The organism is Rhodococcus sp. p52 (assembly GCF_000763325.2).
Lineage (GTDB): Bacteria > Actinomycetota > Actinomycetes > Mycobacteriales > Mycobacteriaceae > Rhodococcus > Rhodococcus pyridinivorans.
Genome location: NZ_CP016819.1, coordinates 4,118,608 through 4,132,667, shown reverse-complemented (window position 1 = coordinate 4,132,667; position 14,060 = coordinate 4,118,608). Strand labels below are relative to the sequence as shown.

15 protein-coding genes are annotated in these 14,060 nt (G+C 68.1%); 9 read left to right on the top strand and 6 right to left on the bottom strand.

The window, feature by feature from the left end:
• The first annotated feature begins 9 nt into the window (after positions 1–9).
• From IM25_RS19060 to IM25_RS19035, 6 genes are all read left to right on the top strand, one after another.
• Positions 10–1,398: an FAD-binding oxidoreductase gene (locus IM25_RS19060; protein ID WP_033097662.1), complete on the top strand. Its 1,389-nt coding sequence runs from the start codon at positions 10–12 to the stop codon at positions 1,396–1,398.
• A 47-nt stretch (positions 1,399–1,445) separates the two neighbouring features.
• Positions 1,446–2,279 (top strand): DUF5602 domain-containing protein, encoded by an 834-nt coding sequence (locus IM25_RS19055; protein WP_065996256.1) that lies wholly within the window; start codon positions 1,446–1,448, stop codon positions 2,277–2,279.
• Positions 2,280–2,326: 47 nt separating this feature from the next.
• Positions 2,327–3,544, top strand: coding sequence for a dephospho-CoA kinase (gene coaE, locus IM25_RS19050; protein ID WP_198162510.1), 1,218 nt, complete (start codon positions 2,327–2,329; stop codon positions 3,542–3,544).
• Between the two features lie 97 nt (positions 3,545–3,641).
• A complete protein-coding gene (locus tag IM25_RS19045; protein WP_033097665.1) occupies positions 3,642–4,784 on the top strand; it encodes an LLM class flavin-dependent oxidoreductase in 1,143 nt (380 codons plus the stop codon).
• A complete protein-coding gene (locus IM25_RS19040; protein ID WP_033097666.1) occupies positions 4,781–5,443 on the top strand; it encodes a CE1759 family FMN reductase in 663 nt (220 codons plus the stop codon). Before IM25_RS19045 ends, IM25_RS19040 begins: the two co-directional genes overlap by 4 nt.
• 239 nt (positions 5,444–5,682) lie before the next feature.
• On the top strand, positions 5,683–6,336 hold the full coding sequence (locus IM25_RS19035) for a TetR/AcrR family transcriptional regulator (RefSeq protein WP_232333362.1): 654 nt from the start codon (positions 5,683–5,685) through the stop codon (positions 6,334–6,336).
• 26 nt (positions 6,337–6,362) lie between these two features.
• Here IM25_RS19035 and IM25_RS19030 read toward each other — a convergent pair whose 3' ends face one another.
• From IM25_RS19030 to IM25_RS27030, 3 genes are read right to left on the bottom strand one after another with little or no spacing between them, the layout of a single operon-like run.
• Positions 6,363–6,659, bottom strand: a complete 297-nt coding sequence (locus tag IM25_RS19030) for a hypothetical protein (RefSeq protein WP_033097668.1) — start codon at positions 6,657–6,659, stop codon at positions 6,363–6,365.
• Entirely contained in the window at positions 6,656–6,880 is a 225-nt protein-coding gene (locus IM25_RS27035; RefSeq protein ID WP_232333361.1) for a sigma factor-like helix-turn-helix DNA-binding protein, read from the bottom strand. The genes IM25_RS19030 and IM25_RS27035 overlap by 4 nt, the downstream gene beginning before the upstream one ends.
• Entirely contained in the window at positions 6,808–7,188 is a 381-nt protein-coding gene (locus IM25_RS27030) for an RNA polymerase sigma factor (RefSeq protein ID WP_231911919.1), read from the bottom strand. The genes IM25_RS27035 and IM25_RS27030 overlap by 73 nt, the downstream gene beginning before the upstream one ends.
• A 424-nt stretch (positions 7,189–7,612) precedes the next feature.
• Between IM25_RS27030 and IM25_RS19020 the strand changes: the two genes are divergently transcribed.
• On the top strand, positions 7,613–8,023 hold the full coding sequence (locus IM25_RS19020; protein WP_006553993.1) for a LuxR C-terminal-related transcriptional regulator: 411 nt from the start codon (positions 7,613–7,615) through the stop codon (positions 8,021–8,023).
• 3 nt (positions 8,024–8,026) lie between these two features.
• Here the strand turns inward: IM25_RS19020 and IM25_RS27025 are convergent, their stop codons facing one another.
• From IM25_RS27025 to IM25_RS19010, 3 genes are all read right to left on the bottom strand, one after another.
• On the bottom strand, positions 8,027–8,158 hold the full coding sequence (locus tag IM25_RS27025; RefSeq protein ID WP_006553992.1) for a putative transporter small subunit: 132 nt from the start codon (positions 8,156–8,158) through the stop codon (positions 8,027–8,029).
• Positions 8,155–9,927, bottom strand: coding sequence for a sodium:solute symporter family protein (locus IM25_RS19015; RefSeq protein ID WP_033097703.1), 1,773 nt, complete (start codon positions 9,925–9,927; stop codon positions 8,155–8,157). Before IM25_RS19015 ends, IM25_RS27025 begins: the two co-directional genes overlap by 4 nt.
• Positions 9,928–10,389: 462 nt before the next feature.
• Entirely contained in the window at positions 10,390–10,908 is a 519-nt protein-coding gene (locus IM25_RS19010) for a DUF402 domain-containing protein (RefSeq protein ID WP_033097704.1), read from the bottom strand.
• 69 nt (positions 10,909–10,977) lie between these two features.
• Between IM25_RS19010 and uvrB the strand changes: the two genes are divergently transcribed.
• Together uvrB and IM25_RS19000 are read left to right on the top strand one after the other, a co-directional pair.
• Positions 10,978–13,137 carry an excinuclease ABC subunit UvrB gene (uvrB, locus tag IM25_RS19005; RefSeq protein WP_019289647.1) on the top strand — a complete coding sequence of 720 codons (2,160 nt, stop codon included), beginning with the start codon at positions 10,978–10,980 and terminating at the stop codon, positions 13,135–13,137.
• 45 nt (positions 13,138–13,182) lie between these two features.
• Positions 13,183–14,055 carry an SCO6745 family protein gene (locus IM25_RS19000; protein WP_006553988.1) on the top strand — a complete coding sequence of 291 codons (873 nt, stop codon included), beginning with the start codon at positions 13,183–13,185 and terminating at the stop codon, positions 14,053–14,055.
• Positions 14,056–14,060 lie beyond the last annotated feature (5 nt).

The window sequence follows — 14,060 nt, the reverse complement described above, 5'->3', positions numbered from 1 at the left end:
GAAGTGCACATGAACCAGCGGACGCCCACCGTCGGCACCGACCCCATCGACGCTCTCCGTACCGCGGTCACCGGATCGATCTCCCTTCCGGGCGAACCCGGCTACGACGTCGCAACCCCGTGGAACGTGGCGGTGCCAGTCCGTCCCCGCGCGGTGATCGCGGTCGAGAACGCCCTCGACGTCAGCGCCACCGTCCGGTTCGCGGGCGAACACGGCCTGAAGGTGGCCGTGCAGCGCACCGGTCACGGCGCCGTGCCGCTCGGCGACGATGTGCTGCTCGTGCACACCGGCCGCCTCACCGAATGCTCGATCGACCCCGACACCCGCACCGCCCGTCTCGGCGCCGGCCTGGTGTGGCAGCAGGTCGTCGACGCCGCCGCACCCCACGGCCTGGCCCCGCTCGCCGGATCGGCACCCCACGTCGGCGTGGCCGGTTTCCTCACCGGCGGGGGCATCGGCCCATTGGTCCGCACCTACGGACTCTCCTCCGACCACGTGCTGGCCTTCGATCTCGTCACCGGTGACGGAGACCTGCTCCGGGTGACTTCCGAACAGCACGCCGAACTGTTCTGGGGCCTGCGCGGCGGCAAGGCGACCCTCGGGATCGTCACCGCGGTGGAGATCGATCTCGTGCTCCTGCCGCACTTCTACGGTGGCGCGCTGTATTTCAACGGCGCCGACGCGGACGCGGTGGCGCACGCCTGGCTGGACCTGTGCGCTGGCCTGCCCGAGCACAGTTCGACCTCGCTGGCCTTCCTTCAACGGCCACCGCTGCCGGGAGTCCCGGAACCGCTGGCCGGTCGCGCCACCGTGGCCGTCCGTTTCGCGAGCGTCGCCGGCGAAGCCGAGTCCGAGGAGATCCTCGGCGCGCTGCGCACGGTCGCGACCCCGATCCTCGACGGCATCGGCACCCTGCCGTACACGGCACTGGGAGCAGTGCACGCCGACCCGGTCGACCCGATGCCCGTCCACGAACACAGTGCGCTGACACGCGAACTGACGCACGACGCGATCGACGTATTGCTCTCGGTGGCGGGACCTGGTTCCCACTCGCCGCAGACCATCATCGAGATGCGGCTCCTCGGCGGAGCGCTGGCACGTGAACCACGGCATCGCAGCGCCTTCTGCCACCGCGACGCCGCCTTCTCCCTCTTCGTCAGCGGCGTCCTCGCGCCACCCTCGGCCGACGTCGTCGTCGCGCACATCCAGGTCATCGATCGGGCACTGGCACCGTGGGCCACGGGCACGTCGCTGCCCAACTTCACCGCCACCTCGGATCCGGACCGCATCGCGCGGACCTACGACGACGACACCGCGCACTGGCTCGGCGCTCTCGCCGACGAGCACGACACCCACGGTGTGCTGCGCGTCGGGCAGGTCGTGCGCCGACCCCGATGAGACCGACACCTCCCACCGCGAACCCATCCACTCACGCAAGGCAGGCAATGCGCACTTCTCGATCGATCACCGCACTCGCCTTCTCCACCTGCACCGTTCTGACCCTCGCGGGTTGCAGCGACGGATCCGTCCCGACCGCCGAGGGTGCGGAGACGGCAGGGCACGACCATGGTGTCACCACCCTCTACGGGCCGGAAAGCGAACTGGGGGAGGGAATCTCCCGCGCATATATCGTCGTCGATCACGGCGGGAGACCGCGCGAGGTCGGTATCCGGATGTCGGAGTCCGTGCTCACCGGACTTCCCGAGGGTCCGGGCGCCGGCACGACGATGCTCATGCCGGATCTTCCCGCGGGTGCTCCGGACACCGGTTTAGACCACGTGATGCTGGGCTGGAACCCGAACGGGCACGACCCGGAGATCCTCTACGGCGCGCCCCATTTCGACATGCACTTCTACACGACGGACGCCGACCACGAGGTGGACCCGGCCGCACCTGATTTCGCGGCGCGCGCGGCGCGGCTCCCCGAACCCGAGTACGTTCCGGAGGGATACATCCCACCACCCGGTCCACCCGTCGAGAACACCGTGCCGTTCATGGGCATGCACTGGACAGACACCGCGGACGACGTGATCCCCGGCTCCTTCGAGTTCACCGAGGTGCTGCTCAACGGATCGTGGGACGGGGAGTTCATCTTCATCGAGCCGATGATGACGCGGGAGTGGTTGGCGACGAAGCCGTCCCTGCGGGAGATCGTGAAACAACCGTCGTCCTACCGGCGGACCGGCTACTACCCGACGGTGTACACCGTCGACTTCGACGAACAGGCGGGCGAGGATGTCGTCGCGCTGTCGGGGCTGACGATGCGCGAGGCCTCGTAGGGACCGCGAAGGTGCCTCGGTGACGTAGTGATGCGAGACTGGGCAACGTGCTGCGAATGGGGTTGACCGGAGGAATCGGCGCGGGCAAGTCGACCGTCGCCAAGGAGCTCGTCGAACTCGGGGCGGTGATCGTCGACTCCGATGTCGTCGCCCGGGAGATCGTCGCTCCCGGCTCCGAGGGCCTCGCCGAGCTCGTGGACGCCTTCGGTGAGGACATCCTGCAGCCCGACGGCACCCTCGACCGTCCTGCCCTCGCCGCGAAGGCGTTCGCCAGCGAGGACGCGCGCGCGGTTCTCAACGCCATCACCCATCCCCGGGTCGGGCGCCGTACCGCCGAGCTGGTCGCCGCTGCGCCCGACGACGCGGTGGTCGTGCAGGATATCCCGTTGCTCGTCGAGGGCGGGATGACGCCGGCCTTCCACCTCGTCGCCGTCGTGCACGCCGACGAGGCGGAGCGGATCCGGCGTCTCGTCGAACTGCGCGGCATGCCCGAGGCGGACGCCCGCGCGCGGATCGCGGCGCAGGCGACGGAGGAACAGCGACGCGAGGTCGCCGACGTGTGGCTCGACAACACCGGTGATCAGCAGGTGCTGGTCGAGCAGGTCCGGACGCTGTGGAACGATCGCCTGGTGCCGTTCGAGAGAAATCTGCGCACCGGTGTGGTGGTCGAGGCGGATCCGGTTCTCGTGCCCGCGCGCGAGGAATGGCATCGGCAGGCGCAGCGGCTCGTCGCCCGGCTGGCCCTCGCAGCCGGGGGCGCGGCGAAGCGTATCGACCACGTGGGCTCCACCGCGGTGCCCGGTCTGGCCGGCGTCGACGTCATCGACCTGCAGATCACCGTCGGCGATCTCGCGGCAGCCGATGCGCTCGCACCCGCCTTGGCTGCTGCGGGCTTCCCGCGCATCGACGATGTGGTGACCGACGATCCGAAACCGTCCTACGGGGCCGGGGGAGAGACCGACCCGGCGGTGTGGGAGATGCGGTTGCACGGCAGCGCCGATCCCGGCCGTCCGGCGCGGGTGGCGGTCCGGGTGGACGGCTGGCCCGCCCAGCAGTTCGCGTTGCTACTGCGCGACTGGCTGTCCGCGGTCGACACCGCGAAGCGCGAGTACGCCGACCTCAAGGCCGATGCCGCAGTCGGGGCGTCGCAGAAGACGGATCGTGCCGAGGCGGCGGCCACCTACGCAGCGCTCAAGGCGCCGTGGTTCGACCGGGCGCATCACCGCGCGTGGGAGTGGGCCGAGAGCACCGGCTGGTCGGCCTAGGGGGTCCGGATCCCGGGCGGAGACCCGCCCGGGAATCTTCCGGGCGACCCGCCCGTTAGAATAGTTGACAGTTCAACTACTTGACGGAGGTTCGACCGTGCAGTTCGGCATCTTCACCATCGGCGACGTCACGCGCGACCCCACGACGGGCCGGGTCCCCACCGAACATGAGCGCATCGTCGCGATGACGAAGATCGCGCTGAAGGCCGAGGAGGTGGGCCTGGACGTCTTCGCGTCCGGCGAGCACCACAATCCCCCCTTCGTCCCGTCCTCGCCGACGACGATGCTCGGCTGGATCGCCGCGAGGACCGAGAAGCTCATCCTCTCGACCGCGACCACCCTCATCACCACCAACGACCCGGTGAAGATCGCCGAGGACTTCGCGATGCTCCAGCACCTGTCCGGCGGCCGCGTCGACCTCATGATGGGACGCGGGAACACCGGACCGGTCTACCCGTGGTTCGGCAAGGACATCCGGCAGGGCATCCCGCTCGCCATCGAGAACTACCACCTGCTGCGACGGCTCTGGCGCGAACGCATCGTCGACTGGGAGGGCAAGTTCCGCACACCGCTGCACGGCTACACCTCCACCCCGTGGCCGCTCGACGACACCCCGCCCTTCGTCTGGCACGGTTCCATCCGTTCGTCCGAGATCGCGGAACAGGCCGCCTTCTACGGCGACGGCTTCTTCCACAACAACATCTTCTGGAACAAGGAACACATCCAGCAGATGATCGCTCTCTACCGGCAGCGGTTCGAGCAGTACGGTCACGGTGCCGCAGACCAGGCCGTCGTCGGGCTCGGTGGCCAGGTGTTCATGGCGGAGACCGAGGCCGAGGCGAAACGGATCTTCCGTCCCTATTTCGACAACGCCCCCGTCTACGGCCACGGCCCGTCGCTCGAGGATTTCTCGACGATGACACCGCTGACCGTCGGCACACCCGAGCAGGTCGTCGAACGCACGCTCGGTTTCGCCGACTACGCCGGCGACTATCAGCGTCAGCTGTTCCTCATGGACCACGCCGGCCTGCCGCTCGACGTCGTGCTCGAGCAGATCGAGATCCTCGGCCGGGAGGTCGTGCCGGTACTGCGAGCGGAATTCGAACGCCGCCGCCCTGCCCACGTGCCGTCCGACCCGCCCACACACAGCACGCTCGCCGCGCAGGGAGCCGACTCGGCGCACCGTCAGGTGATCCCGGCCCGCGTCGACCTCGTGCCGGAAGAGGCGGACGCCCGATGACCCGCCGTATCGTCGTCGTCAGCGGTGGCCTCGCCGAGCCGTCCACCACCCGTCTGCTCGCCGACCGCATCGCCGAGGCCACTCGTGTCGCGGTCGGCACGCGCGGAGACGACGCGGAAACCGAGGTCATCGAATTACGCAGCCTCGCGATGGATCTGGCCACCACCTTCACCGCCGGTGTCCCTACCGCAGCGGTCGCACGAGCCCGTGAACAACTCGCGACTGCCGACGGCCTGATCGCGGTGAGCCCGGTCTTCGCCGCCGGTTACTCGGGTCTGTTCAAGATGTTCTTCGACGCGCTCGATCCGGACACGCTCACCGGTGTGCCCACGTTGCTCGCCGTGACCGCGGGTAGCGCCCGACACTCACTGGTCCTCGACCATGCGATGCGGCCGCTGCTGAGCTATCTGCGTGCGCTCGTCGTGCCCACCGGCGTCTTCGCCACCACCGACGACTTCGGAACAGGCGAGGCCGCCACGGCACTGAAGGGGCGGATCGGCAGGGCGGCGGACGAACTCGCCGAGCAGATCACCCGCAGCACGGGATCACCCCGCGGGTTCTCGGACGCCGTGCCCGCCGGACGGCCGCGCGTGTCGGGAAACGCGGTCCGCACGGACGGGCCGTCCTTCCGGGAACTGCTCGGACGTCACCTGGGGTGAGCCCCGACGTCGCGGACCGGTTCGGTCGTCCGCCGGCGGATGCGCGCTGAGCAGGTTCGCGGCGAGAGCGAAGCTCGGCCGCCGGGCCGTTCGCCCGGTGCAGCCCGCCGAGAACGAATCGGCGACTTGCCGTTCCCTGAAGCCACACCTATAGTTCCTTAAGTTATGGGGTCTAACTCAAGGTGACCGGAGGAACGAGCGGGGTGGCCGGCGTCCGCAGACGTGTACGCAAGATCGACATGGAGGACATCATCCGTGTCGGTCGAGCGATCGGGCTGCGCCAGTTGAGCCTCAACGCTGTCGCCGCGGAACTCGGCGTCTCCACAACGGCGCTGTACCGCCACGTGGACGGTCGCTGGGGACTCGAACTCGTCGTGGGGGAGAGTCTGCTCGGCGATCTCGTTCTGCATGACGATTCGGAGCACGACATCGAACGGCACCTGCTGTCGTTCGGTCTGCAGCTACGCGCGTTCGTCCTTGCCCATGCGGGCCTGGGAACCTACATGCAGACCCTCTTCCCGCGTGGGGAAGCGGGGCAGCGGCTGATGGTGAGCGAGGTCGAGGCTCTCGTGCGCCGCGGGTACACACCCGACGTCGCGGTCGCACTGGCGAGTGCGGTGGCGAGCACCGCGATCAACTTCGCGGTCGCCGAGGAAGCGCAGCTCGCGCGTATCTCGGGGCTCCGACAGCAACGCGACGACGTCGCCGAACGGCTGAGCACCGACGAACGCTTGGGTGAGGCCCATCGCGACCTTCCGGAATTCGACCACGAAGGATTCTCGACGATGGTCCTCACGGCGACGATCCGAGGTCTACTGGCGGTCGGTCCGGTCGGGCGACCACTGCACGAGGTGGTCGCCGATCTCGGATCGACCGGGATGGGACTGCGATGATGCGGGCCGGATCTCTGCAGGGCCGGCTACCTCGAGTCGGGATCGGTTGCGTCGACGACGAATTCCGGCTTCGGCAGCTCGTCGTTGCCGTGATCATCGAGTTGTTCGATCGGCAGGTCGTCGATGGCGGGGTGCTCGATATCGTTCTCATCGATTCCCTCGACGGGAACCAGTTCGGTTCCGATGCGAGGGGTGAGGGGATCGGTGGCGATATGGAGCACCCGACGCCAGGCGTCCTCGGGTAGTTCGGGAATCCGGTCCATCGGATCGAGTCCCAGCGATTCCCTTGACGGGGGCAACGAAATCGGTTCGCTCTGCGTCATTGCTCATCCTTCCGGGTTGTCCTCGGCGGTTCGGTGCCCTCCGTTTCGGCGGACCCGACCGTCGGTCGGAGGGCAACCTCTTCGGCGCCGAGCAGTGCCGGACTCAGTAGATCGGCGAGTTGCATACGGGCACGCCTGATCCGGCTCTTCACCGTCTGCACACCCACGCCCTGGTGCGTTGCGATCTCGGCGTAACCGAGCTGCGCATACTCACGCAACACGATGACAACCCGAAACTGTTCGGGGAGAAGGAGAAAAGCTCGCCGGACCACATCACCGTCGACCACGCTCTCGGCGAGAGGCGTTTCCCCGGAGACGTATTCGCCCCGAGCCGTTCGTCGAGGACCTCACCACGTCGCGTCCGCACGACAGCGAGCGCCGCATTGCTCGCGATGTGATACAACCACGTTCCGGATGCTGCTGTGCCACGGAATCTGCCGAGATTCTGCCACGCCGCGATCAGCGCATCCTGCAGTGCATCCTCGGCGTCGTGCCGGTTTCCTGTGATCCGGACGCAGACCGCCCACACGCCTTCCCGTGACGGTGCGACGAGCTCGGCGAACGCTGCCCGATCGCCTGCCCGTCACCGCTCGATCAACTCGGCTTCGTCCATCGAGCCCCCTCGCCATCCCGAGCAGTCACATTGCCCCACATGCGCATTCGAGACTCGGCTCGACGGGCGGCGGAGTTACGAACGTTTCGCGGCCCGAAGTGGTCGACGCCGTCGGGGGCAGCGTCGACCACCCGTCGACAATACCGCGAGATCAGTTCTCGCCCAAGCCTATCTCCTCGGAGCGGACGAACTTCACGTACTGGGTGGCCAAGCGCTGTGACATCGTACGAAGCGAGTCGTTCTCGGGAGCCTCGTTCCCCACCGGCCGCAGCCCGAGAGTTCGGCCACGTACCGCTCGTGGACCATCGACCGTCTCCGCGAGCGCAGCCTCGAAGTCCCGGTGCTCGTGCTCACGACCTTCGACGACGACGAACTCGTGCTCGCGGCCCTACGTGCCGGAGCCCGGGGAAATCTCCTCGAGGACGTCACGCTCGAGCAACTCGCCCGTGCGGTACGGACCCTCGAGGAGGGTGGCACGCTCGTCGCCCCCTCGATCACCGACCGGTTGCTGCGCGCGATCCGCTCCGCTCCACAGCCCGACGACACCCCGGTCGTGCAGGAGTTGACCGAACGTGAACTCGAGGTGCTGCGGTTGATGGCCGAGGGCTTCGGCAACCGCATGATCGCCGACGTGCTGTTCCTGGCCGAGGGCACCGTGAAGAACCACGTGTCGTCGATCCTGCTCGAGCTCGGCGCCCGGGACCGCACGAATGCGGTCCTCCGAGCCGTGCGGGAGGGAATCCTGCGGTGACGGTCAGATCAGATCCTCGCCGTCCCGTCGGGCCTGCAGCCACTCCTTGAAGAACCCGCGGCAGAGCGCCGCCAGAACACCGGCGACGAGTACGGGCCAGATCAGGACGTAGACGGTCAGTGCGAGCGTGCTCATCGGTTCTCCTTCTCCGGAGTGGTCGCCGCGGCGTCCGTCTCGGACCCAGGGGTTTTCGCCGAGGCAGGGACGTTCGCCGAGGCAGGGGCGTTCGGGGAGTCAGGGTCGGTTTCGGGTGTCACGTCGTCCGCAGCCACGTCGAAGTCACCGACACGCTGCGCGATGACCTCGAAGTCGAAGTTCTCGTCGGAGTTCACGGACATCGCCCAGCACACGACCGTGCTGACCGCGTAGGCGACGAGCGAGGCGCTGAGCACGGCGTAGTCGTGGACCGAGCCGAGCGCGAAGGGCGCCACGACCCCCGCGGCGACGACACCGATGACGCGTGCGGCCCGGAGTCCGAAGAAGCCGAATGCCATCAGACCCGCGATCACGCCGACACCGACGACCGATGCGATGTCCACCGTCCAGGCGAGCACCCCGTCCATCGGGAACCACCCGAAACGCACCGGCAGGAACGCTGCCAGGGCGACGAGCACCGACGTCGTGAACGCCTTGTTGGTGACCTTGTGCCAGTAGAAGCTCGCGATGACGGGGAAGACCAGCGCACCCCAGAGCGCGCCGACGAACACGAGCAGGTCGAGGATGCTCAATCTCATGCTCGCGAACGCCACGGCGGCTGCGGTCGCGACGACCATCGTGGCGCGCCCGATGAAGAGCATCCGCTTGGGATCGGCATTGCGGGTGCCGCCGGCGATGTTCTGGCCGTAGATGTCGGCCATGACGATCGACGACAACGCCGACAGGTCGGAATCGGCCGTGGACGACAGCGCACCGATGATCATGACGAAGAACACGACGACCAGAGCCGTGGGCAGGAAGGACGCCACCATCTGCGGCACGATGTTGTTGACATCGCCGTCCATCGGGTCGATGCCCAGGTACAGCGCGAGCACACCGAACATGCCGACGCCGATGACGGTGGCGCCGTAGCCGATCGTCGCGGTGACGAAGGTGGGCTTGATGAGATCCTCCCGCACCGCGAACAGGCGCTGCGCGATCGTCTGGTTGCCGATGGCGTACGCGAGCACGGCGGCGATGTACGGCGCGCCCTGGTTCAGGAAGGCATCGCTGGAGAAGAAGTCGCTCTGCTGGTCGGTGAGGTTCCCGGAACCACCGTCGAACGCGTCGGGGAAGCCGGTGATGAAGAAGACCGCCGGGATGATGACAACGACCGCACCGAGCATCGCCACGACCTGCATGAAGTCGGTGAGCACGGACGCTCGGAAGCCGGACCACAGGGTGTAGAGCAGCACACCGGCGGCGATGAAGACGACACCCTGGACGAAGCCGAACGGCGAGATCAGCGAGATGAGCACACCGCCGGCGATGAAGTTGGACATCAGGCTGATGAGGCTGCCGACGAGATTCGAACCGGCCAGCATGAGCTGGCTCGACCGCCCGTGCCGGGCGAACATGACCTCGGCGAGGGTGTGTGCTTTCGGGGCGACCGCGCGGATGCGCTTCCCGAAGGGGTAGATGAACAGGATCATCAACGCGCCCCACAGCCCGTAGTGGATCGGGCCGGAGATGCCGTAGGTGTATCCGGAGGTCGCCGAGGCGTACAGCGAGGACGCCCAGATCCAGGTGGCGGTCATGCTGGCCGCCGACACCCCGAAACCGACCTTGTTGCCAGCGGTCATGTAGCCGTCGGCGTTCTCGTCCTTCTTCCCGATTCGGGCGGAGACGAGAAGCGTTCCGCCGTAGAAGATTACGAGCAGGGCAACGATCGTCGCGGCGCTGAACTGAACGAGCTCGGTGCCGTTCACTGCGACCTCCTTCGTGTTCGCGTCACGTCCGCGGTCGTCGGAGCGCAGTGGAACGCAGGGCGCGCTGCACGCGTCCTGTCTGTCGGTTCCGCTGCGGCGTCGGTCCGATCCACCGCCGGACGGTGGGCATGCGTCGGGCGCCCGATCGGCCACGGGCCGGCGGGCGCGGCATACCGCTCCAGCAGGGCACGCCCGGATCCGGGCGTGTGCCGACGAAGTGATCGGCGGTGTTCTCGTCGGCGCTCGTGGGCTGCACGGGCGCGCGCCGCCGGCGCGAGGGGTGTCCTCGGTCGGGTGATGTGCACGCGGAGGGGCGATCCGGGCCGGCCCCGATGGTCGCCTTCTCGGTGCACTGCTTCGCCGGCCGGGGCAGATTACCATGTCCTTTGCGGCAGTAACTTTTTCGCTTCTGCGCCCCCGCTGTCTGCGCAGGTGACGGCACCTGCGCAGCGGTGGTGCGCGTCAGCGCCAGGAGACGGGCGCGCCCCGCTCCCGCAGCCACGCGTCGAGGTCGTGGCCGTGCGCGGCGATGCCGTCCACCGCCCGCAGTGCCGTGTCGATCGCCGTCTCGGCCGCCGCCGCGTCGATCATCCCGGCGGTGACCGCGACCACCAGTTCGTCGATGTCCTCGACCGTCGTGTCGCGGCCCGTGCGGACGATCAGGTCGAGATAGTGGTCGCGGGAGTACCAGACGTCGCCCTCGCGCCGAAACTCACCGACGTCGACGTAGCGGTCCTGGTCGCGTTCGTTGCCCGGCGTGAAATGGAAGATCGAGGCCCGCAGACGCAGGTCCGGCAGCAACCACGATTCGAGATAGTGGAACTGCGGGTGGTCGGACGATCGCGCCATGTACAGCCCCCACTCCTCGACGCGGTACTCGTCGACCGCCCGCGCGAAGCCCTTGGGGTCGATGTTGGTCTTCGTGGCGACGTCGAAGATCTCGGTCTTCACGGGATGCGGGGTCGCGGACACGGGATGCACGCTAGCGTGCGAACCGCGCCGCACGCAGGACCGCGATGCGTGTCGGTGGGAGCGCTTACTCTGGATTCCATGGCGTTCGCAAGTGAGCATCCCGTCGTCGCACACTCCGAGTTCCGGCCGGTGGGTGAGATCGAGCGCACCGAGGCCCGTTTCGAGGTCGTCAGCGAGTACGAACCGGCCGGCGATCAGCCGGCCGCCATCGACGAGCTCGAGCGCCGGCTGAGGGCGGGGGAGAAGGACGTCGTCCTGCTCGGTGCCACCGGTACCGGCAAGTCCGCCACCACCGCGTGGCTCATCGAACGCGTCCAGCGACCCACCCTCGTGATGGCGCCCAACAAGACTCTGGCCGCGCAGCTCGCCAACGAGCTGCGAGACATGTTGCCCAACAACGCAGTCGAGTACTTCGTCTCGTACTACGATTACTACCAGCCCGAGGCGTACATCGCGCAGACCGACACCTACATCGAGAAGGACTCGTCGATCAACGACGACGTCGAGCGGCTGCGGCACTCCGCCACCTCGTCGCTGCTGTCCCGCCGCGACGTCGTGGTGGTCGCGTCCGTCTCGTGCATCTACGGTCTCGGTACCCCGCAGTCCTATCTCGACCGGTCCATCCAGCTCGAGGTCGGTGTGGAGGTGCCGCGTGACGCGCTGCTGCGCCTGCTCGTCGACGTCCAGTACGCCCGCAACGACATGGCGTTCACCCGCGGATCGTTCCGCGTCAAGGGCGACACCGTCGACATCATCCCCGCCTACGAGGAACTCGCCGTGCGGATCGAGTTCTTCGGCGACGAGATCGACGCGCTGTACTACCTGCACCCGCTCACCGGCGACGTCGTGCGCAAGGTCGACTCCCTGCGCATCTTCCCGGCCACCCACTACGTCGCCGGTCCCGAGCGCATGGAACGCGCCGTCGCGAGCATCGAGGCCGAGCTCGAGGAGCGCCTGGCCGATCTGGAGAACCGCGGCAAGCTGCTCGAGGCGCAGCGTCTGCGCATGCGCACCCAGTACGACATCGAGATGATCCGGCAGGTCGGCTTCTGCTCCGGCATCGAGAACTACTCCCGCCACATCGACGGACGACCCGCCGGGTCCGCGCCGGCGACGCTCATCGACTACTTCCCGGAGGACTTCCTACTGGTCATCGACGAGTCGCACGTCACCGTGCCGCAGATCGGCGCGATGTACGAGGGCGACATGTCGCGCAAGCGCAACCTCGTCGACTTCGGTTTCCGTCTCCCGTCGGCGGTCGACAACCGGCCACTGACCTGGGAGGAGTTCGCCGCCCGCATCGGGCAGACGGTCTACCTGTCGGCCACCCCCGGCCCGTACGAGCTCGGACAGACCGGCGGCGAGTTCGTCGAGCAGGTCATCCGCCCCACCGGCCTCGTCGACCCGCAGGTCGTCGTCAAGCCCACCAAGGGGCAGATCGACGATCTCGTGCACGAGATCCGCGAACGTGCCGAGCGCGACGAACGCGTCCTCGTCACCACCCTCACCAAGAAGATGGCCGAGGACCTCACCGACTACCTGCTCGAACTCGGTATCCGGGTGCGCTATCTGCACTCCGACATCGACACCCTGCGCCGCGTCGAACTGCTGCGACAACTGCGCCTGGGCGAATACGACGTGCTCGTCGGCATCAACCTGCTCCGCGAGGGTCTCGACCTCCCCGAGGTGTCGTTGGTGGCGATCCTCGACGCCGACAAGGAAGGCTTCCTACGGTCGACGACCTCGCTGATCCAGACCATCGGCCGCGCGGCCCGCAACGTCTCGGGCGAAGTGCACATGTACGCCGACAAGATCACCGACTCGATGGCGCGGGCCATCGAGGAGACCGAACGGCGGCGCGAGAAGCAGATCGCCTACAACACCGAACACGGTCTCGATCCGAAACCGCTGCGCAAGAAGATCGCCGACATCCTCGACCAGGTCTATCAGGAGGCCGAGGACACCGAGGCCGTCGAGGTGGGCGGCTCCGGCCGCAACGCTTCGCGTGGTCGCCGAGCCCAGGGCGAGTCCGGACGGGCCGTCAGCTCCGGTGTGGTGGAAGGTCGCGACACCTCGACGATGCCGCGCGCCGAGCTCGCCGATCTCGTGCAGCAGCTCACCGACCAGATGATGCAGGCCGCCCGCGACCTGCAGTTCGAGTTGGCCGCACGGCTTCGCGACGAGATCTCCGATCTGAAGAAGGAACTGCGCGGGATGGACGCCGCGGGTCTGAAGTAGTCGCCCGGCCCGATCGGCGCCGGCGACTCGGTAGGGTCCACTCCCATGGATCCCTCTTCCGCCGGGCGTGCTGCCCGCGCACTCGAGCTGCTGCACTCGGTCGTCTACTTCGCGCCGGACATCGCGGGTGAACTCGCCGCGCTCGGTGTCGACGGACCGGCTGCGCAGTACTTCGGTGGACGCGCGGCACCCCTGGGTGCCGTCGGCCCCGGGGTCGTGACCGCGACGTTCTGCAGCTTCTCGCCCCGCCTGGTGGCATCGGCCGTCCCGGCAGTGTGGGAGACGGCCGAGCCGGCCACGATCATCGCGGCGCGGTTGCGGGCTTTGGACGCACTCCATCGACGGGTCCTCGGGCAGGACGTACTCGGCTCCGCGGAGATGAACGAGGCGGCGGACCTCGCGGCCACCGCGGCGCGGGCGATTCCCGGCCCGGACGGTCGCCCGCTCTACGCCGCCTACGCCGATCTGCCCTGGCCCGAGGAGGCGCACCTGCGCCTGTGGCACGCCCTGACCCTGCTGCGCGAGTATCGCGGCGACGGTCATATCGCGGCCCTGCAGACGGCAGGGCTTTCGGGGCTCGATGCGCTCGTCACCCACACGGCGACCGGTATCGGGTTCGCCACTGATCCGGCCCGGAAGCTGCGGGGCTGGTCGCGGGACGAGTGGGCGGACGCCGAGAAGGGATTGCGCGGGCGCGGCCTGCTCGACAAGCGCGGCGAGCTCACCGGTGAGGGCTTCGAGGTCCGCGAACTCGTCGAGGATCTCACCGACGACCTGGCGGTCGCGCCGTGGACTGCGCTCGGTGAGGAGGGGGTGGAACGTTTGCTCGACCTCGCGTTGCCGTGGCGCGACGCCTTCGTCGACGCCGAGGTATTCCCTGCCGGCCTGTTCGGCCCGCGTTACGGTGACGCGCGGTAACATCA

Excerpts from the sequence above, each read along its gene's own strand:
- IM25_RS19030 (WP_033097668.1), bottom strand. The coding sequence starts at position 6,659 with ATGACGCAGAGCGAACCGATTTCGTTGCCCCCGTCAAGGGAATCGCTG.
- IM25_RS19055 (WP_065996256.1), top strand. The coding sequence starts at position 1,446 with ATGCGCACTTCTCGATCGATCACCGCACTCGCCTTCTCCACCTGCACC.
- uvrB (WP_019289647.1), top strand. The coding sequence starts at position 10,978 with ATGGCGTTCGCAAGTGAGCATCCCGTCGTCGCACACTCCGAGTTCCGG.
- IM25_RS27025 (WP_006553992.1), bottom strand. The coding sequence starts at position 8,158 with ATGAGCACGCTCGCACTGACCGTCTACGTCCTGATCTGGCCCGTACTC.
- IM25_RS19040 (WP_033097666.1), top strand. The coding sequence starts at position 4,781 with ATGACCCGCCGTATCGTCGTCGTCAGCGGTGGCCTCGCCGAGCCGTCC.
- IM25_RS19060 (WP_033097662.1), top strand. The coding sequence starts at position 10 with ATGAACCAGCGGACGCCCACCGTCGGCACCGACCCCATCGACGCTCTC.
- IM25_RS19000 (WP_006553988.1), top strand. The coding sequence starts at position 13,183 with ATGGATCCCTCTTCCGCCGGGCGTGCTGCCCGCGCACTCGAGCTGCTG.
- IM25_RS19035 (WP_232333362.1), top strand. The coding sequence starts at position 5,683 with ATGGAGGACATCATCCGTGTCGGTCGAGCGATCGGGCTGCGCCAGTTG.